This window comes from Azorhizobium oxalatiphilum, assembly GCF_014635325.1.
Classification (GTDB): Bacteria; Pseudomonadota; Alphaproteobacteria; order Rhizobiales; family Xanthobacteraceae; genus Azorhizobium; species Azorhizobium oxalatiphilum.
Genome location: NZ_BMCT01000002.1, coordinates 133,347 through 151,831, shown reverse-complemented (window position 1 = coordinate 151,831; position 18,485 = coordinate 133,347). Strand labels below are relative to the sequence as shown.

At 66.7% G+C, this 18,485-nt stretch carries 16 protein-coding genes; 2 read left to right on the top strand and 14 right to left on the bottom strand.

What is annotated here, in order from left to right; translation table 11 throughout:
- The 14 genes from IEW24_RS09215 to IEW24_RS09150 all read right to left on the bottom strand — a co-directional run bounded on the left by IEW24_RS09215 (position 1) and on the right by IEW24_RS09150 (position 15,914).
- Positions 1 to 1,053: a DmpA family aminopeptidase gene (locus tag IEW24_RS09215; protein WP_188577739.1), complete on the bottom strand. Its 1,053-nt coding sequence runs from the start codon at positions 1,051 to 1,053 to the stop codon at positions 1 to 3.
- A 1-nt stretch (position 1,054) separates the two neighbouring features.
- Positions 1,055 to 1,945, bottom strand: coding sequence for an ABC transporter permease subunit (locus tag IEW24_RS09210; protein WP_188577737.1), 891 nt, complete (start codon positions 1,943 to 1,945; stop codon positions 1,055 to 1,057).
- A complete protein-coding gene (gsiC, locus tag IEW24_RS09205; protein WP_188577735.1) occupies positions 1,942 to 2,862 on the bottom strand; it encodes a glutathione ABC transporter permease GsiC in 921 nt (306 codons plus the stop codon). The genes IEW24_RS09210 and gsiC overlap by 4 nt, the downstream gene beginning before the upstream one ends.
- Before the next feature lie 87 nt (positions 2,863 to 2,949).
- Positions 2,950 to 4,476 (bottom strand): glutathione ABC transporter substrate-binding protein, encoded by a 1,527-nt coding sequence (locus IEW24_RS09200; protein WP_188577733.1) that lies wholly within the window; start codon positions 4,474 to 4,476, stop codon positions 2,950 to 2,952.
- A 43-nt stretch (positions 4,477 to 4,519) separates the two neighbouring features.
- Positions 4,520 to 6,397 (bottom strand): ABC transporter ATP-binding protein, encoded by a 1,878-nt coding sequence (locus tag IEW24_RS09195; protein WP_188577732.1) that lies wholly within the window; start codon positions 6,395 to 6,397, stop codon positions 4,520 to 4,522.
- Complete coding sequence (locus IEW24_RS09190; RefSeq protein WP_188577729.1) at positions 6,394 to 7,278, bottom strand: MurR/RpiR family transcriptional regulator; 885 nt, start codon at positions 7,276 to 7,278, stop codon at positions 6,394 to 6,396. The genes IEW24_RS09195 and IEW24_RS09190 overlap by 4 nt, the downstream gene beginning before the upstream one ends.
- A gap of 279 nt (positions 7,279 to 7,557) precedes the next feature.
- Positions 7,558 to 8,502 (bottom strand): phosphatidate cytidylyltransferase, encoded by a 945-nt coding sequence (locus IEW24_RS09185; protein WP_188577727.1) that lies wholly within the window; start codon positions 8,500 to 8,502, stop codon positions 7,558 to 7,560.
- Between the two features lies 1 nt (position 8,503).
- On the bottom strand, positions 8,504 to 9,142 hold the full coding sequence (locus IEW24_RS09180; protein WP_188577725.1) for a lysophospholipid acyltransferase family protein: 639 nt from the start codon (positions 9,140 to 9,142) through the stop codon (positions 8,504 to 8,506).
- A gap of 23 nt (positions 9,143 to 9,165) precedes the next feature.
- Positions 9,166 to 9,624, bottom strand: coding sequence for a hypothetical protein (locus IEW24_RS09175; RefSeq protein ID WP_188577723.1), 459 nt, complete (start codon positions 9,622 to 9,624; stop codon positions 9,166 to 9,168).
- Positions 9,621 to 10,928 carry a phosphatase PAP2/dual specificity phosphatase family protein gene (locus IEW24_RS09170; RefSeq protein WP_188577721.1) on the bottom strand — a complete coding sequence of 436 codons (1,308 nt, stop codon included), beginning with the start codon at positions 10,926 to 10,928 and terminating at the stop codon, positions 9,621 to 9,623. The genes IEW24_RS09175 and IEW24_RS09170 overlap by 4 nt, the downstream gene beginning before the upstream one ends.
- Positions 10,925 to 12,709 carry a bifunctional alpha/beta hydrolase/class I SAM-dependent methyltransferase gene (locus IEW24_RS09165; RefSeq protein WP_188577719.1) on the bottom strand — a complete coding sequence of 595 codons (1,785 nt, stop codon included), beginning with the start codon at positions 12,707 to 12,709 and terminating at the stop codon, positions 10,925 to 10,927. Before IEW24_RS09165 ends, IEW24_RS09170 begins: the two co-directional genes overlap by 4 nt.
- Entirely contained in the window at positions 12,706 to 13,323 is a 618-nt protein-coding gene (locus IEW24_RS09160; protein WP_188577717.1) for a CDP-alcohol phosphatidyltransferase family protein, read from the bottom strand. The genes IEW24_RS09165 and IEW24_RS09160 overlap by 4 nt, the downstream gene beginning before the upstream one ends.
- Before the next feature lie 522 nt (positions 13,324 to 13,845).
- Positions 13,846 to 14,739, bottom strand: a complete 894-nt coding sequence (locus IEW24_RS09155; RefSeq protein ID WP_188577715.1) for a LysR family transcriptional regulator — start codon at positions 14,737 to 14,739, stop codon at positions 13,846 to 13,848.
- A gap of 122 nt (positions 14,740 to 14,861) precedes the next feature.
- Positions 14,862 to 15,914, bottom strand: a complete 1,053-nt coding sequence (locus IEW24_RS09150; RefSeq protein WP_188577713.1) for a carbon-nitrogen hydrolase family protein — start codon at positions 15,912 to 15,914, stop codon at positions 14,862 to 14,864.
- A gap of 408 nt (positions 15,915 to 16,322) precedes the next feature.
- On the opposite strand from IEW24_RS09150, the gene IEW24_RS09145 reads away from it, so the two are divergent.
- Positions 16,323 to 17,486, top strand: a complete 1,164-nt coding sequence (locus IEW24_RS09145) for a branched-chain amino acid ABC transporter substrate-binding protein (protein WP_188577711.1) — start codon at positions 16,323 to 16,325, stop codon at positions 17,484 to 17,486.
- 81 nt (positions 17,487 to 17,567) lie between these two features.
- Complete coding sequence (locus IEW24_RS09140; RefSeq protein WP_210324172.1) at positions 17,568 to 18,485, top strand: branched-chain amino acid ABC transporter permease; 918 nt, start codon at positions 17,568 to 17,570, stop codon at positions 18,483 to 18,485.

Genomic DNA, 18,485 nt, shown 5'->3' with positions numbered 1-18,485 from the left:
CTATTGGCCGGGCTCGCCCAGCACATCGGCCAGCGAGGGGCGCATATGGCCGTCGCGGCCGAGCATTCTGGGGGCAGCGAGGAGCGCGTTCAGCACCGCTTCCTGCGTGGCATCGGCCGCCGCGCGAAACGGCAGGTCGATGCGGTTCTCGTTCAGCACCACGCGCGGCACGAGGTCCGCCGCCTCATGATGGCGGATGCGGCTGGCGGTGGAGAAGGCGAGCGCGATGTCGCCGGAGCCATTGCCCCAGAAGGCGCCAAGCTTCGCCAGCCCCGCGCCGCAACGGCGGGCGATGCGCTTCAGCTGCCGGCTTTCCAGCGGAATGTCGGTGGCGAGCACGATGATGACCGAGCCGCGTTCGGGCGCGTCCGGCTGTCCGAAATCCTGCCGGCGGAGTTTCGGCACCTCGGGCCGCCGTCCATCGGGCAGCACCAGATCGCCCGCGCGGCCGAAATTCGCCAGCACCAGAACGCCCAGCGTGTAGTTGCGCCCATCCAGCACCAGCAGGCGCGAGGCGGTGCCGATGCCGCCCTTGAAGCCGAAGGCGCTCATGCCCGTGCCGGCGCCGACCGCGCCTTCCGTCACCGCACCGCCCGCCGCCGCATCAAGCGCGGCATAGGCGTCCTCCACGGTGAGCGAGAGCGCCCGGATGTCGGAGAGCCAGCCGTCATTGCACTCCATCACCACCGGATTCACGGTGCCGGTCTCGCGGCCGATGTCCGGATTGGCGGCAAGCGCCCGGCGCACCAGCGCCTCGAAGCCGGTGCCGACCGAGAGCGTGTTGCCGAGCAGGATGGGCGTCTCCAGCTGGCCCAGCTCTTCCACCTGGATCAGGCCCGCGCTCTTGCCGAAACCGTTGATCACCTCCACCGCCGCCGGCAGCTTTTCGCGGAACAGGTCATCGCCATGGGGAAGCACGGCCGTGAAGCCCGTGCGCACATCGCCTTCCATGCGCGTGCGATGGCCAACGGTGACGCCGGCCACGTCGGTGATGGCATTGAGCGGCCCCGTGGGCAGCGTGCCGCACACGAGGCCGAAATCACGGGCGCGCATCTCACGCCATCCGCAGCTTGGGATCGAGCGCATCGCGCAGGCCATCACCCAGCAGGTTGAAGGCGAGCACGGTGACGAAGATGGCGATGCCGGGGAACAGCGTCACATTGTCCGCCACCCCGATATAGCTGCGTCCGTCCGCCAGCATGGCGCCCCATTCCGGGCTCGGCGGTTGCGCGCCGAGGCCGATGAAGCTGAGGCTTGCGGCGGTGAGGATGGAGGTGCCGATGCGCATGGAGAAATAGACGATCACGTTCGGCAGGGCGCCGGGCAGCAGGTGGCGCATCATGATCACCCGGTCCTTCACGCCGATGGCGCGGGCCGCATCCACATACACTGCCCGCTTCAGCGACAGCGTGGAGCCGCGCGCGAGGCGGGCGAAGATCGGCACCGAGAACACTGCAACCGCATAGATAACGTTGTCGATGCCGGGGCCGAGGATCGCAATGACGCCGATGGCGAGCAGGATGCCGGGAAAGGCCAGAAGGACGTCACACACGCGCATGATCAGGCTGTCGATCAGCCCGCCGTAATAGCCGGAGATCACGCCGAGCGAGACGCCCACGAGGCCGCCCAGCGACACGGAGAGGAAGCCCACCGCCAGCGAGATGCGGGCGCCGAACAGGATGCGGCTGAACACGTCGCGGCCATAGGCGTCGGTGCCAGCCCAGTGCGCGGCGGTCGGGCCTTGCAGGATCGCCATGTAGTCGGGCGTCGCGGGATCATAGGGCGCGATCCACGGGGCGAAGATGGCGACCAGCAGCAGCGCGAGCAGAAAGGCGCCGGCGACCAGCGCCACCTTCTGGCGGCGAAAGCGGCGCCAGAATTCGCCAAGTGGCGTGCGCATGTCGCTGGCGACGACGATAGCGGGAGCGGAGGTCGCGGTGCTCATTTGTAGCGGATCTCCGGATTGGCGAAGGCGTAGAGCACGTCAACCATAAGGTTGATGAGGATGAATTCGATCGAGAACAGAAGGATTTCCGCCTGGATGACCGGATAGTCGCGATAGGACACGCTATCCACCAGCAGGCGGCCGAGGCCGGGCCAGCTGAACACGGTCTCAACAACGATGGAGCCGCCAAGGAGGAATCCGAATTGCAGGCCGGTCATGGTGATGACGGGCACCAGCGCATTGCGCAGCGTGTGCTTCCAGATCACGAACTTTTCCGGCACGCCCTTGGCGCGCGCGGTGCGCACATAATCCTCGCGGGCGATCTCCACGAAGGCCGAGCGCGTGAAGCGCGCCATGACGGCGGCGACGCCAAGCCCCAGCGTGAAGGAGGGCATGACGAAATGCGCCCAGGTGCCGTAACCGCCCGTGGGCAGCCAGCCGAGGCGCACCGAGAACAGGTCGATCAGCAGCAGGCCGAGCCAGAAGGACGGAAAGGAGATGCCGGAGACGGCGACGATCATGCCGCCATAATCCTGCCAGCGCCCGCGCTTCACCGCCGAGAGCACGCCGATCAGCAGCCCGAAGATGGTGGCCCAGATCATGGCGAACACCGTGAGCCAGACGGTGGGCATCAGCCGCTCGCCGATCTCGGTGATCACCGGGCGGCGGGTCTTCAGCGAGATGCCGAAATCCCCCGTCAGGGCATTGCACGCGAAATGCAGATACTGCTGCCACAGCGGGCCTTCGAGGCCCAGCGACTTGCGCACCGCCGCCACGTCCTCCAGCGAGGCATCCATGCCCGCCACCAGCCGCGCCGGATCTCCCGGCAGCAGATGGACGAAGGCGAACACCACCACCGAGATCGCGAAGATCACCGGAATGATGCCGAGGAGGCGTTTGACGAGATATTCAAGCATGGCGGCATCCGGTGGGACGCGGAAAGGACGGACGCCGGGAACCCGGCGCCCGGATGGAGCGGCCGGCCATACAGGCCGGCCGAGGGATCACTTGAACTCGGCACCTTCCAGCACGAAGCCGCGGTCCGGCAGCATGTAGACGCCGGACAGGTTCTTGGACTGCGCCGTGAGCAGTTGCGAGGCGCCGAGGAAGATCCACGGCGCGTCTTCCCAGATGCGCTTCTGCGCATCGGCATAGAAAGCGCCGCGCTTGGCAGGATCGGCCGTCTCCAGCGCGCCCTCGAAGTCAGCGTCCACCTTGTCGTTCTTGTAATAGGCGACGTTGAACAGTGCGGGCGGAAAACCCTTGCCCCACAGCAGCGGGCGCAGGCCCCAGTCGGCATCACCCGTGGAGGACGACCAGCCGGTCAGCTGCATCTGCACCGTGGCATCCTCGGGCTTCTGCACCCCCCAGATGCGCTGGGCGGCGACGCCGGACTCCAGCGGGGTCACGGTCAGCTTCACGCCCACCTGTGCCAGCTGCTGCTGCAGGAACTGCATGGCGCGGATCTGGTTGGTGTTGTTCAGCGCGAAGATTTCCGTCTCGAACCCGTTGGGATAGCCGGCCTCGGCGAGGAGCGCCTTGGCTTTCGCCACGTCGAACGTGTAGGGCTTCTGCGGCTCGAAGAAGCCGAGCAGGTCCGGCATGGGCGACTGGAGCGGCGTGCAGAAGCCGCTCTCCACCACCTTGCAGTAGGCCGCCTTGTCCACGGCGTAATTGAGCGCCTGACGGACACGGGGATCGGTGAAGGGCTTCTTCATGGTGTTCATCGCCGCATACCAGCCGACGATGGAGGGGCGCTTGACCACCAGCAGGTTGGGCAGCTTCTCGGCCACCGGCACCAGCTCCGGCGGGAACAGCGTCACATACTGCACCTCACCGGCCTGAAGCATGGCGAAGCGGCTGCCATTCTCCGGCACGGAGCGCAGCGTCACGCCATCCACCTTGGGCCAGCCGGCCTTCCAGTAGTGCTCGTTCTTCTCCACCTCGAAGGTATCGGCCGCCCAGCGCTTGAACTTGAAGGCGCCGGTGCCCACAGGGTTGCGGGCGATGTCCTTGCCGTACTTCTCCAGCGCGGCCGGCGACATGATGACGATGGCGGGATGCGCCAGCGTGTTGATGAGCGCGCCGAACGGCGTCTTCAGCACGATCTTGACCGTGGAGTCATCAATCACATCCACGCGGTCCAGCATGGAGATGAGGCTGCGGCGGGACAGCTTGTTGTCCGGGTTCGCGAGCCGTTCCAGCGAGATCTTCACCGCGTTCGCGTTGAAGTCGGTGCCGTCGTGGAACTTCACCCCCTTGCGCAGGCGGATGGTGAACTCGGTGGCGGTGTCGTTGGCCTCGAAGCTCTCGGCGAGCACGGGCACGATCTTCATGTCCTGATCGAAGCCGAACAGGCCCTGATAGACCGTACGCATGGCCGTCTGCGACAGGGTGTCGTTGACGTTCGTGGGATCGAGGCCGGTGAGGTTGTCGGGCACGCCGACCACCAGCGTCTTGGCCGCGGCGAGGCCGGGCGCAAGGGCCAGCGCGGACAGAGCGCCAGCTGCGAGAAGGGCTTTCAAACGCATCCTTGTGATCCTCTCTGGAGGGGGATGGAAGGTTATTGGACGCTCAACGAAAATCGCCGATGGAATAGCGGGCGACGAAATGCCCCTCGCCCACCTCCACCAGCGCTCGCACCTCCGGCGGGTCGTTCGGCGCGCGGATGGCACTCGGGATCTCGCCTTCCAGCAGCGGGCGTTCGCGATCGCGCCGGGCCGGATCGGCGATGGGCACGGCCGCCATCAGGCGACGCGTGTAGGGATGGGCGGGATGGTCGAACACCGCCTGACGCGGGCCGATCTCCACGATCTGGCCGAGATACATCACCGCAACGCGGTGGCTCACGCGCTCCACCACCGCCATGTCATGGCTGATGAAGATGTAGGAGAGGCGCCGCTTTTCCTGCAACTCCATCAGCAGATTGACGATCTGCGCCTGGATGGAAACGTCCAGCGCAGCCACGGCTTCGTCGGCGATCAGCACTTCCGGCTCGGAGGCAAGCGCGCGGGCGATGCAGATGCGCTGGCGCTGGCCGCCCGAAAACTCATGCGGATAGCGCCGGGCATGGTCGGGCGAGAGGCCCACGTCTCGCAGCAGCTCGGCAACCCGCTCTTCCACCGCCTTGCCGGTGGCGAGGTTATGGGTGGTCAAGGGCTCAGCAATGGAGAAGCCCACGGTGAGGCGCGGATCCAGCGAGGCGAAGGGATCCTGAAACACATACTGGATCTTCTGCCGCATGCTGCGGCGTTCCTGCGCGCCCATGGCGAGCAGGTCACGGCCATGGAACAGGATCTGCCCGCTATCTGCCGCCTGAAGCTGCATGATGGTGCGCCCGGTGGTGGACTTGCCGCAGCCGCTCTCACCCACCAGCGCCAGCGTCTCGCCGGCCTTCACGGAAAAGCTCACCTGCTCCACCGCATGCACGCGGCCGGACAGGCGGCCGAAGATGCCGCGCCGCACGTCGAAGCGGGTGACGAGGTTCTTCACCTCCAGCACCGGGGCGCTTCCCGTCACCGTGTCCTGCGGTGGGGCCTCGGTGAAGGCGCCGCCACCGCCTTCCTTGATCTCCACCAGCGGGAAGCGGCGGGGCAGCGGCTCGCCAGCCAGCGCGCCGAGGCGCGGCACGGCGGCAAGCAGCGCGCGCGTATAGGCATGCTGGGGCCGGGCGAAGATCTCCTCGGCCACGCCCTCCTCCACCTTGCGGCCCTTGTTCATCACCAGCACGCGATCGGCCACCTCGGCCACCACGCCCATGTCATGGGTGATGAACAGCACCGCCATGCCCATCTCATCCTGCAGGATGCGGATGAGGCGCAGGATCTGGGCCTGAATGGTCACGTCCAGCGCCGTGGTGGGCTCGTCCGCCACCAGCAGCTTGGGCCGGCAGGCGAGCGCCATGGCGATCATCACCCGCTGCCGCATGCCGCCGGAGAGCTGATGCGGATGCCGGTCGAGCAGGCCCTTGGCGCCGGGAATGCGCACCTTCTCCAGCATGGCCAGCGCCTCGGCGCGCGCCTCCGCCCGGCTCGCACCCTGATGCAGGCGCACCGCCTCGGCGATCTGGTCGCCGATGGTGAAGACCGGGTTCAGCGAGGTCATCGGCTCCTGGAAGATCATGGCGATCTCGTTGCCGCGCACCCGGTTCATGGTCTGCGCATCGGCGCTGGCGAGATCACGCACCACGCCGTCCCGTCCGCGGAACTCCAGTTTGCCGCCGGCGATGCGCCCGCCGCCGAACTCGATCAGCCGCATCAAGGCGAGCGAGGTGACGGACTTACCGGAGCCGCTCTCGCCCACCACCGCCAGCGTCTCGCCGGGATCGATATGGAAGGAGAGATCCTGCACGGCGCGGAACACGCCGCCTTCCGTGGCGAACTCCACGTTCAGCCCGTCCACGCGGACGAGAGGAGACTGCGGGGCGGCAACCGGAACGGGGGCAGCGGTCATGACGTGGCCCTCTCGGCAGGCGTCTCTTCTGGAAGGGAATGCAGATGCGGTGCGATGCGGCGGGTCAGCTCCGCCGCATCACCCGCGCTGGTGCGGCGGGCGGTCAGCACAGCGGTCAGCACCTCGAACAGGGCGACGCACGCGGTGGGCGAAGCGTGCAGCAGCGGATGCTCCGCCGCGCCCAGCAGCAGCAGGTCCGCATGCAGGGCCAGCGGCGAGGTCAGCGCATCGGTGATGCCGATCACTCGCGCCCCCTGCGCCCGTATGGTGCGGACATGATCGATGGTGGCCTGCGAATAACGCGGCAGCGCCATGGCGATGACCACGTCGCCCTGCCCCACATGGAAAGCGCGGCGGATCATCCGCTCCTGTCCGCCCTGCCCGTCGAGGATGAGCTGGGCGCGGCAGAAGGGCAGGATCATGTCCGCCAGCAGAGCCACCAGCGGCGCGCTGAGGCCAAGACCCATGAACACCACGCGATCCGCCGCCGTGATGGCCTCGGCCGCGCGGCGGAAGACGGAGGCATCCACCACCGAGCGCGCCACGCGCAGATTGGCAACGACAGCTTCCAGCGTGCCGGCCACCACGTCGCCGTCCTTCTTGGAGGCGCTGGCCTGCGCTTCCAGCTTCTCCACCGGCGACAGCGGGCGGAAGCTGGCCACGCCCAAAGCCCGGAACTGTGCGAAGCCGTCGAGCCCGAGGCCGCGCACGAAACGATTGATGGTGGCCACCGAGACATCGGCGGCGGCGGCCAGTTCCTCGATCCCCATGGTCGCTGCCTGGAGGGGATGGCGCAGCACGAAGTCGGCCACCCGGCCGTGCTGCGGCGTCATGCCGGTACGATGGCTGCGGATGAGGTCCAGAAGCGAAATCGCAGTCATCGCGCCATCCCGCGCATCTGGTGTCCCATCATCAGGCATCCGCAGTCCCACTGCCGGCCGGCCATGGCCGGCTGCGCCTCGACCGTGAACCGGCCAATTTCAGCGATGAAAAATTATGTGTCACAGAATAGACATTCTGCAATCATAATTTTCATCCCCTTGGTCAGCATGGGGATAAGCCCCGTCCGGCAAGGCCTTGCACGGCTCTGCTTCAGCCGGTTCGGGCTTGGAACGCGCTACGTCAGGTGCGGCACTTGCGCACTTTGCGCTTTCGACCTGTCAGATGGTCCAGAAGTAGCGCGTCAGGTGGAAGAAGACCGGCGCGGAAAACACGATGGAATCCAGACGGTCGAGGAAGCCGCCATGGCCGGCAATGGACTGGCCCCAGTCCTTCACTCCCCGGTCGCGCTTGATCGCCGACATGACGAGGCCACCGAAGAAGCCCATCAGGCAGGAGACGAACGCCAGCAGCGCCGCCTCATGGGGCGCGAACGGCGTCACCCACCACAGGGCCGCGCCCAGTGCCGTGGCGCTCAGCACGCCGCCGATCAGCCCTTCCCAGGTCTTCGACGGTGACAGGGCTGGCGCCACCTTGTGGCGGCCGAAGAGCTTGCCCCAGACATACTGGAGGACATCGCTGGCCTGCACCACCAGCACCAGGAAGGCGATCAGCAGCAGGCCCCGGCCCTCATAGCCGGCGATGGGCAACGTCAGCAGTGCCGGCACATGGGAGAGGCAGTAGACGCAGATCATCAGCGCCCACTGCACCTCGGCTATACGCTCCATGAAGCGGGAGGTGTCCCCCCTCAGGGCCGCGATCACCGGCAGCAGCAGGAAGACATAGACCGGGATGAAGATGGCATAGAGGCCATACCATTCGATCTGAACCAGCCAGAACTGCACCGGCAGGATGACGAAGAAGGCGAGCGCCAGCGCATAGTGATCACCACGCCGCGTGGGCGTGAGAGTGATGAATTCGCGCAAAGCGGCAAAGGCGCAGAGGCCGAACAGCACCACCACCCCGCCCTTGCCGAACAGGAAGGCGAGCGCCAGCACGCCCACCATCACCCACCAGGCATTGATGCGGGCGTTCAGGTTCTGCACCACCGCATTCGGCCCGCCGGCGGCGGTGCGGCGGGCGATCAATTGGCCGATGCCGGTCGCCAGCAGCAGCACGGCCAGGACGCCGCAGAACAGGGCAAGGGTGTGATGCTCGGGTGCCACGTCAGTTCACCATCGGCTTGAGAGCGAGCAGGGCATCGCGCGCCCGGTCCAGAAACTCCGTCTTGCCCTCCTCCGCGCCGAGGCGCAGGGGCGTGCCGAAGGTGAGCGTGCACAGCAGCGGCAGCGGAATGATCTCGCCCTTCGGCATGACCCGGTTCAGGTTGTCGATCCACACCGGCACGAAGTCCACCTGCGGGCGCCGCTGGGCGAGGCGGAAGATCCCGCTCTTGAAGGGCAACAGCACCGCATCGGTGGTGTTGCGCGTGCCCTCGGGAAAGATGATGAGCGAGGAGCCTGCATCGAGCGCGTCCGCCATCACCTCGATGGGGTCCACGCTGCGGTCGGTGCCGTTGCGCTCGATGAGCACGGCGTTGAACACCTTCTCGCCGATGAAGCGGCGGATGCCGTCCTTGCGCCAGTAGTCGGCGCCCGCCACCGGCCGGGTGGTCTCCCGCATGCCGGTGGGAAGGGCGGCCCACAGCAGAACGAAATCGCCATGGCTGGCGTGATTGGCGAAATAGACCCGCAGCTCCGGCTCCGGCGCGCAGCCCTGCCAGATGGACCGTGCGCCCGTGACCAGACGGGCGAAGCCGGTGAACAGCTGGCCGCACAGGCGCTCGAACCAGGGCCGGGATGTCATGGGGCGAAACCTCTCGGGCGGGGTCACGGCAGGCGAAGCCATGGGAAGGCGGCGAAGCCGAGAATGCAGATGACCTGCGCGATCAGGCACACCAATTGCGCCACCAGCAGCCGGACGGCGCCGCGCAGCCGCGCCTGCATGGGGCGTGGCTCGGGCAAGCTGCGTGCGAGGCCGGCGCTGGCAAGGGCCGCATCGATGGCTTCGGGCGCGATGCCGCCCTCCCCGGCCTCGCGCCCGAAACGCGCGAAGATCGCGGCATCGAAGCCAATCCGGAAGGCGAACCAGCAGGCACCGAGGCCGAACACCAGCACCGCCACCAGCAACAGGCGGAAGCCGGCCACCGGCGTACCGGGAGCCCCCATCAGCAGCGTCAGCGCGGCGCAGCCCGACAGGACCAGCGACAGCAGGAAGAACGCCCGCCCCGCCCGCAGCAGGTCCGCGGCGACGCGCGCCATAGGCGTGGACAGATCCGATCCGCTCATGCGGCCGCCTCCACGATGAGCGCACGCAGCGCATCGGAGATGACGATGCGCCCGCGCGCCGCGCGCAGGATGGCGATGGCCTCGTCCGGTGTGCGGGCGCGGCCGGTCATCAGCAGCCACACCGCCACCGCCGCCACGCTGCGGGAAAACCCCAGCGCGCAGCACACCAGCACCGGCCCCTGCGCACGCTGGCTCTCGATAGCTCGGGCGGCGGTGCGCAGCGTCTCTGCGCTCGGCGCCACGAGATCGAGCGCGGGCACGAACGCATAGGCCGTGGCGCCACGCGGCATGGGCAGCTCCGCGCACAAATCCACGACGCCATGGATGGTGTCGTCGCGTCCGGGCAGGCGGCCGAGGAATACGCCGTCCATCACCACCACCTGCCGGGGCAGCTTGCGTGTCCAGATGCGGGAGTTGACCCATGCCCCGATCAGATAGGGCGCCAGCAGGATGAGGCTTGCCGCCTCCATCCGTCCGTCATCGCGCTTGCCGAAGGCGAAGGGGCCGACCACCGCATAAGCCGAGGCGACAAGGATCAGCGACACAGCCGGCCACAGCAGCCACAACGCGCAGCCACCCGCCACCGCCGCGACTACCACGCAGGCGAAACTGCCGAAGCCGTAGAGCGCCGCAATGTTGAGCCGCCGCTCGCGGCCGGGGCCGAAGCGCCAGCCGGCAAGCGCCTTGGCCGGCGTGCGCCACATCCACAGCACCATGAGGCCAAGCAGCGCACCGGTGGGCATGTCGATGAAGTGATGCTGATAGGTGGTGAGCACCGAGACGCCCACCAGCAGCGCCCACACATGCAGCACAAGGCGCCAGCGGCGCGGCAGCAGGCGGGCATAATGGTCCCACAGCACCACCAGCAGCGCGATATGCAGGGACGGCGCCTGATTGAACGGCTTGTCGAACCCCGCCAGCACCGCGAACAGGAAGCCGGAGAACCCGTCGCTCTCCGGCCGCTCGAAGGTGAAGGTGAGCGGGAACAGGATGAAGCAGGTGACAGCCACCACCTGCACGGTGAGCAGCCGCTTGCCAAGCTGGTCCAGTTCCTCCCGGCTGCGGCAGGTGAAGAGCGACAGAGCGTAGAAGAAGTTGATGGTCCAGTAGGGAATGATGGTCCAGGCGAGGAAGGGAATGGACCGCTCCCAGCCGAACACCACCGCCGGCACCTCCGCCCGCCCGGAGGCGAGCCAGTTGGCAAAGCCGTAGCTCAGATAGAAGAACGGGCCGAGGCAGGCGAGCCACGCGACGGCCCGCAGGAAACGCGGTCCCTCGGTGGCGGCGAGTGCGCGCTCGCTCAAGGCGCGACCTTCCGGGCCAGCGAGACGGTGAAGATTCCCCAGCGATCGATGCGCTGCTCGATCTTCTCGAAGCCCGCCGCCGCGACCAGCTGATCCATCTCCTCCTGCGTGCGACGGCGCATGATCCAGGGCTCGCCGGCACGATGGCTGGTGAGCGTGCGCGCAATCATCTCCAGCTGCGGATGCCAGGGCTGGCCGGTATAGACCAGATAGCCTCCGTCTTCCGTCGCCGCCGCCACGCCCGCCAGCGAGCGCCGGATCAGGGCATTGTCGGGGAACAGCTCATAGAGGCCCGACACCACGGCCAGCGACACCTTCGGGGCGACGGCGGCGAGGTTGTCGCCATCGAAGGCATCGCCCTGCATGAAGGTGGTGATGTCATCGAGCTCCAGAGAGGCGGCAAGCCGTGTGCCGGCCTCCACATTGATGTCGCTATAGTCCCGCAGCAGGATGGAGGACGGACGCTGCGGTGCGCCCGCCACCGCCTCCAGCACATAGCGGCCGTGCCCGGCGGCGATGTCCATGAGACGGATATCACGCCCCTCCCCCGCAAGCCGCTCCATGGCGTGGCGGATCAGCGCCTGCGCATGCACCTTGCGCTGGCGGATGCCCTGCCAGCCCGGCGCATCGAGATACGTGCGGTCCATCCTCCGCCCGAGCCATCCGCGCCCGGCGGCCTCGTTGCGATAGATGTAGTCCAGCGTGGAGCCGGAATCGAAGCCGGTGCGGTGGCCGAGGGCGATACCCTCCGAGAACAGCCCGCCGATCTTCAGGCTGAGCCGCGTCAGCGCCCAATAGGCGCCGCGTGGCGAGAGCAGCGACTGCGGGCTCGCCAGTTCCTCCATCTCGTCGCGCGTATAGCCCACCCTGTGGGCATCGAGCAGCGCCGGGCGGGTGGCGGGCGCGGCGAAGCGCTTCAGGATGAAGTCGCGCACCATGCGCACCACGTCGGTGCGATGGGCCTCTCCCAGCGTGTCATGCAGGAAACCCGGCAATACGTGGCGTTCCTTGTCGCCGGTGGCGAGGCGCTCGAAGAAGCGATGCTGTACGTCCTGCTGCACCACATAGTCCGAACCGGAAATAAGCAGTTGCGTCGGCGTATTGATGGCGCGGGCATCGGCCACCACCCGCTCGGCCGCCTCATAGAGGCCGAGCAGCACGTCCACATTGATCGGCCGCACAATGAGGGGATCGGTGCCATAGGTGCGCTGGCGCACGGGATCGCGGGTGAGCTGGCGGCCGGTGACATAGGATTTCACCGGGAACGGCCCCATGAGGCTGCGCAGCAGCTTCAGGCCCGGCCGCGCGAACGGCACATAGAGGCGGATGTCGAAGGCCGGAGAGGCCAAGGTCATGCAGCGGATGCGCGGGGCGAAGTCATGCACCCATGTGGCTGCGATGGCCGCCCCAACGCTCTGTGCCACCAGCGCGGTATCCGATATGGCGATGCCGTGCGCGGCGTTGATATGGCGGATGAAGGCGTCAAGGTCGCGCACATGGTCATCGAAGCCGGTGGCAGCCGGCCCCTTCGGCGCGGACTGGCCATGGCCGCGCGCATCCCAGGCATAGAATTCGAAGTCGTCGAGGCCGAGTTCCTCCACCAGATGCATCATGCGGCCGGAATGCTCATGCCCGCGATGCAGCAGCACGATGGCCCCGCGCGGGTTGCCGGAGGTCCCCTCCGGCCGGGTCCAGTAGCGATAGAACAGCGGGCTGCCATCGGGCGCCGCAAACTCGGCCTGTGTCGCGATACGGCGGGCGGATGTCGTGTCGGCACTCAAGAGGCGGCCCTCCGGTGGCCGAGGGCGGCCACGATGCGATTGCGGATGGTCAGCAGCAGCAGCGCCGACAGGAGCCAGGGCAACGGCCAGATCCAGCCCGGCAGGCCGAAGAGGCCCACCCAGAGCGCCAGAGCGCCCAGCACGAAGGCGCGGTCGCTCTTGCCCAGCGGCCCCTCATAGCCGCGCGGCGCACCGATGGACTGCGCGGTCACGCCGGCGAATTCGGAGACGATGGCCAGCACGATGAACAGCCCCACGCCCAGCGGCCCGAAGGGCGACACGAGGGCGAAGGGCGCATAGAGGGCGGCATCGGACACCACGTCGCCGAGCTCGTTCAGAAAAGCACCGAGGTCGCTCTTCTGACCATGCTCGCGGGCGAGCATGCCGTCCACCGCATTGAGCGCCATGCGCACGAACAGGAACACCGGCATGATCAGGAAGGCAGAACCCGCATTGCCCGCATGCACCAGCCAGCCGACGACCGCGCCCACGAGGATCGATCCGGCCATGGCCGCAAGCGTCACCTGATTGGCGGTCACACCGAGGCCTGCGAGCGCGTGGACCAGAGGGCGAAGCAGCCCCTGAAAGGCGGGCTTGAGCGCATAGATGGTCAAGGAACCTGCTCCGGGAAAACGAGAACGCAAGGCCGAGACGGCGCTGGCACTGTAGGCGAAGGCATCCGGAATGGGCACCTGTCGTGGACGATGTCCCCATGGGGAGCCGCCTGCGCACTGCTTCCTTTCGCGGAGCCCCACCCCGCCCTTGCATAGAAGCCGTAAAGGACGCAGTCACGCCAAGCCTTCAGGCCATGTTGGAGCATAACGTAGCCAGGTAGCGCATCTGCTTTAGGAGCTAGTGTTCCAACGCCGCTGAAGTCATTAATATACCGTCACCCCTCCATGGGCCCGTGACAATTTTCGGGATTTTCCTCGGGGTTTGGCAAAAGAGAATCGACAGCTCTATTTCTTTGCCCGTCGACGCCGAGCATCCACCGCTTCCATCCCCTTGCGCAGATCATCGCCGGTGGCATGGGCGTATTTCAGCTCTCGCCCATTCCATGAGGCGAGACTCGATCAGATATTTGCCCCTCTGCCGCAAGCTTGGCTATTCGCGACTTCGAGCGGCCAGCGCTGCGGTCAGAACCTCGTGAGGAAATCAGCTTCGCGCTGAAACACATGCGTCAGGTAGCGCATAACGGCGCGGATGCGGGTCATGTATTCGAGGTCCTCGTGGACCGAGACATAGATGTCGCGCATGACCACGACCTCCTCCGGCAACACCGGTACGAGCGTGGCGTTGGCCTTGGCGGAGAACAGCGGCAGCAGGGCAATGCCGGCACCGGCAGCCACCGCATTCTGCTGGGCATGCATGCTGGTGGAGCGGAAGGCGACGGCGGGAGGCTCCAGCACGTCCAGCAGCCAGTGCACGGCGCGGATCGAGACCAGATCCTCCACATAGTCCACGAACATGTGCTTCGCGAGATCCTTGGGCTTCGCCGGGGTTCCGTGCCGTGCGAGGTAATCGGGCGAAGCGAAGAGAGCCAGCCGCATGGAGCCGGCCTTGCGCACCACCAGACGCTGGCCGGTGGGCGGCACGAAGCTGATGGAAATGTCCGCCTCGCGCTTGGTCAGGTTGATCAGGTGGCGCTCGGTGACAAGCTCAACAACGATGCCGGGCTCCTTCTCGGCGAACTCGGCGAAGATCCGGGCGAGGAAGAAGGCACCAATGCCCTCCATGGAGGCCACACGCACGCGCCCGACCGGGGTGCTGGGCGCTGCGCCGAAGGCCTCCTGGATTTCACCGGCCTCCTGCTCGATCCGCTCGGCGATGGCGAACAGCCGGTGCCCCTGCTCGGTCAGCACGAAGCCATCGGGCCGCCGATCGAACAGCTTGATGGCCAGATCCTTCTCCAGCTCGGCGATCCGGCGGCTGACCGTGGTGTGGTCCACCTTGAGCCGGCGGGCTGCCGGCATCAGCCGGTTCTGCCGTGCCAGTTCGAGAAAGAAGGTCAGGTCGTTCCAGTTGAACACGTCAGAGGCCGCCGACTCAGCTACGGGAAAAGCGGCACCATCATCCCGAATACCGGGGCGGCAAGGCAAGCTGTGCTGGGACAGCCGTGTGCGGGCGCCGGCCCCGCACACGGCCGCGCACCTCAGGAGATCGCCAGATCTTCCTGTAACGGCGGGGCGGCAGTCCTGTCTGCCTCGGCCGGCCGTCCGCCGGCGAGGCCGTCATCGAAGGCCGCCGGTTCCTGCCGCTGCCGGCGCACCTTCAGATCGAACACGTCATAGCGGTTGTAATAGCCCACCACGTCGTGGAACTGCTTGGGCTCGATGCAGAGGTTGAGGTCCAGCTCGGCATAGAGGATGCCCTCGTCCTCCTGAAGCATCTCGCCGATCTGATCGCCCGTCGGCGACACGAAGAACGAAGCGGCACGCGAGGTCTCGTCCAGCACCTTGGCGGCGTTGCGGTCGCGCTCAACAAGGGCATCGCGCATGGCCTTGTCCATGAAGCCGGCGGTGACGATGCCGAACGCCTTGGCCTCGAAGGAATGGGCGCTGGCGCGGATGCGGTTGGCGGCCACATTGTTGAAGTTGCCGCCGCCGGACGGTGGACGGGTCGGCCAGATGGGCGGCCAGCTCGACACATGCACCTGCTCGCCCTGCGCCATCAGCGCGTAGCGGGCCAGCGGATTGGTGTTCTCGCCGCAGATCAGCGTACCCAGCTTGCCGATCCGCGTGTCGGCCACGCGCAGCCCGTCCCCGTCGCCTGCCGCCCAGATGAGCTTCTCGTAGAAGGTGGGAACGAGCTTGCGGTGGTGAACAAGGATCGCCCCGTCGTCACCGATGATCAGATTGGCGTTCCAGATGCAGCCGACGCTCACCTTGGAGCGCTCGCTGATGCCCATGGAGACGAAGATGCCGAGCCGGCGCGCCTCGCGGCGGAGCTGGTCCACCTCCGGCCCATCCACGAATACGGATTCTTCCACCATGCGCGCGAACAGATCGTGGTTCTCGATGGGAGCCGAGATGGCCGCCCAGACCGGGAAGGCCGGGATGTAGGTTTCAGGAAAGGCGACGAACGCGGCGCCCTTGCGCGCCGCCTCTCGCATGATCGAGATCGCCTTCTCGGTGGTGGCCGCCTTGTCCAAAAAGACCGGAGCGGCGTGGACCGCTGCGGCGGTGAAACGCGGGAGCAATGCCATCTGGGACCTCGATAATGCGTGGCTTCAAGCAAGGCCCCGCGGGGCGCAGATGCGGGCGGGGCCTTCAGCGCGTTGCCGGCGCCGACGCGCCGCAAACGACCTGCCCCTGAAATACCATTGCCCTTGTGGGCAGGTTGAGCACCGTTCCGTGCAAGGCCAATTGCACGTAAACACGGCTCTGCAAAAGCACTGGAAGGCACCTGCATAAATGAAAGTCAGTCATTCCGGGAGCGGCGAACCGCTATATCTCAAGGTCGACCACCCCGCCCGGCCTCCTCATGGGCGATATTTATGCAGCCGCATGCCCATTTCATGGTCGTAGCGCATGCAGAACCCTGTGCAGCTTTGTGCAGTCCCCTCGCCAGCGGCACCCCGCTATCGTCAAATGAACGAACAGAGGGAAGCATCATGAAACTCAAAGCTCTGGCCCTGGCGCTCGCCGGGCTCGCCGGGCTCGCCACCGTCGGCCTTCAGGTGGCGCAGGCCAAGGATACGGTGAAGATCGCCTTCATCGGCCCGCTCACCGGCGGCAGCGCGGCCGCCGGCGTCGGCGGGCGCAACTCGGCCTTGCTGGCGGTGCAGCAGCGCAATGCCGATCCGGCCGCGAAATACACCTATGACCTCGTGGTGCTCGACGACGAGTGCAAGCCAAATGTGGGCGTGCAGGTGGCCACGAAAGCGGCCTCCGACCGCGCGATCACGGCAGGCATCACGCATTACTGCTCCGCCGTGGGCATCGCCACGGTGGACACCTATGCGAAGTTCAAGCTGCCCGTGGTGGTATGGGGCGCCATCCTGCCCGAGATCACCTATGGCAACGACTACAAGCAGATCCATCGCGTCAACGGCACGATGATCAACGAGGGTCGCCTCGCCGCGAAGTTCCTGACCGAGCAGGGCGCGAAGACGTTCGTGGTGATCCACGACACCACCGACTACGGCAAGGGCCAGAACAAGTATTTCTCCGAATTCCTGAAGCCCACCGGCGGCGAGATCGTCGCCACCTTCCCGGTGAGCCCCGACCAGCAGGACTTCACCGCCGAGCTGACCCGTATCAAGGAGCTGAAGCCGGATTATGTGTTCGTCGGCGGCCTGACGCCGCTCGGCGTGCGCGTGCGCTCGCAGATGGACCGTCTCGGCATCGACGCCCATATGGCCGGCGTCTCCGGCATCATGACCTCCGGCTTCATCGAGGGCGCCGCCCAGTCCTCCGAGGGCACTGTCTCCTTCCACAACGGCGCGCCGCTCTCGCGATATGCCAGCGGCCAGGCCTTCTCCGACGCCTATGCGAAGGCCGGCTTCCGCGAGGACCCCGACGCCTATGGTCCCTTCGCCTATTCCGCTGCCAACCTGATCATGGATGCGGTGGAGAAGGTGGGGCCGGATCGCGCCAAGATCACCGAAGTGCTGAACGGCACCAAGGGCTACAAGGCGCTGGTGGGCGAGATCAATTTCGACAACCACCGCCAGAACATCGTGGATGCGAATGTCTATGTGGTTCAGGACGGCAAGTGGGTCTACTGGCCGGACAGCGACTATGGCACCGGCAAGCGCAAGCTGGCCGGCAAGTGACGGACTGCAAGTGACCGACCGCCAGCGGCTTGCTGCCAGTGATTTGCCGCCAGTGACTTCGACGTCTCCCGGAGCTTAGAGATGGACATGGGCATCCTCGCCCAGCACCTGTTCAACGGACTGATGCTGGGCATGGTTTACGCGATGATCGCGGTCGGTTTCTCGCTGTTCTTCGGCGTGCTGGACGTGATCAAGTTCTCCCACGGCGACGTGGTCAGTGTCGGCGCCTTCGCCGCCCTCGGCGGGGCGTCCGCCATCGGCCTTCTCGTGGACATGCCCGGTCTGTCCCTGCTCTTCGGGCTGCTGGCCGCCATCGCGGTCGGCGGCCTGGCGGGGGTGGTGATCGGGGGAACACTCGTGCTCCCCCTGCGCAACGCCCCGCCCGTCAACGTGCTGCTCGTCACTTTGATGGCCGGCACCATCCTGCGCGAGGCGATCCGCCTCGGTGTGCCCAATGGCGGCAATCCCAAGCCGTTCCCGGTTCTGCTGCCGCAGTGGCAGATCACCGCCGGCTCGTTCAGCATCGGTTTCGACAGCGTGCTGATCCTCATCGCCGGCATCGGCATCATCCTCGCCACGCACCTGCTCATCACCCGCACCCGCATCGGCCTCGCCATCCGCGCGGTGGCGCAGGATGTGGATGTGGCCCGCCTCGCCGGCATCGATTTCCGCCGCACCGTGCTCGGCACCTTCGCGCTCGGTTCGGCGCTGGCATCGGTCGCCGGCCTGATGCTCGGCCTCTATTATCGCGAGGTGAATTTCAGCATGGGCCTCGTGCTCGGCGTCATCGGCTTCGCCGCCGCCGTGGTGGGCGGCCTCGGCAGCCTGCTGGGGCCGATCCTCGGCGGCTTCCTGTTCGCTTTCGTGCAGACCCTCGTCACCATCGTCCTGCCCACCGCGAGCGCCTACAAGGATGTGGTCGCTTTCGGCGTCGTCATCGCGCTGATCGGTCTGTTCCCCACCGGCCTGATCGCCGAACGCTCCAGCGAACGGGTCTGA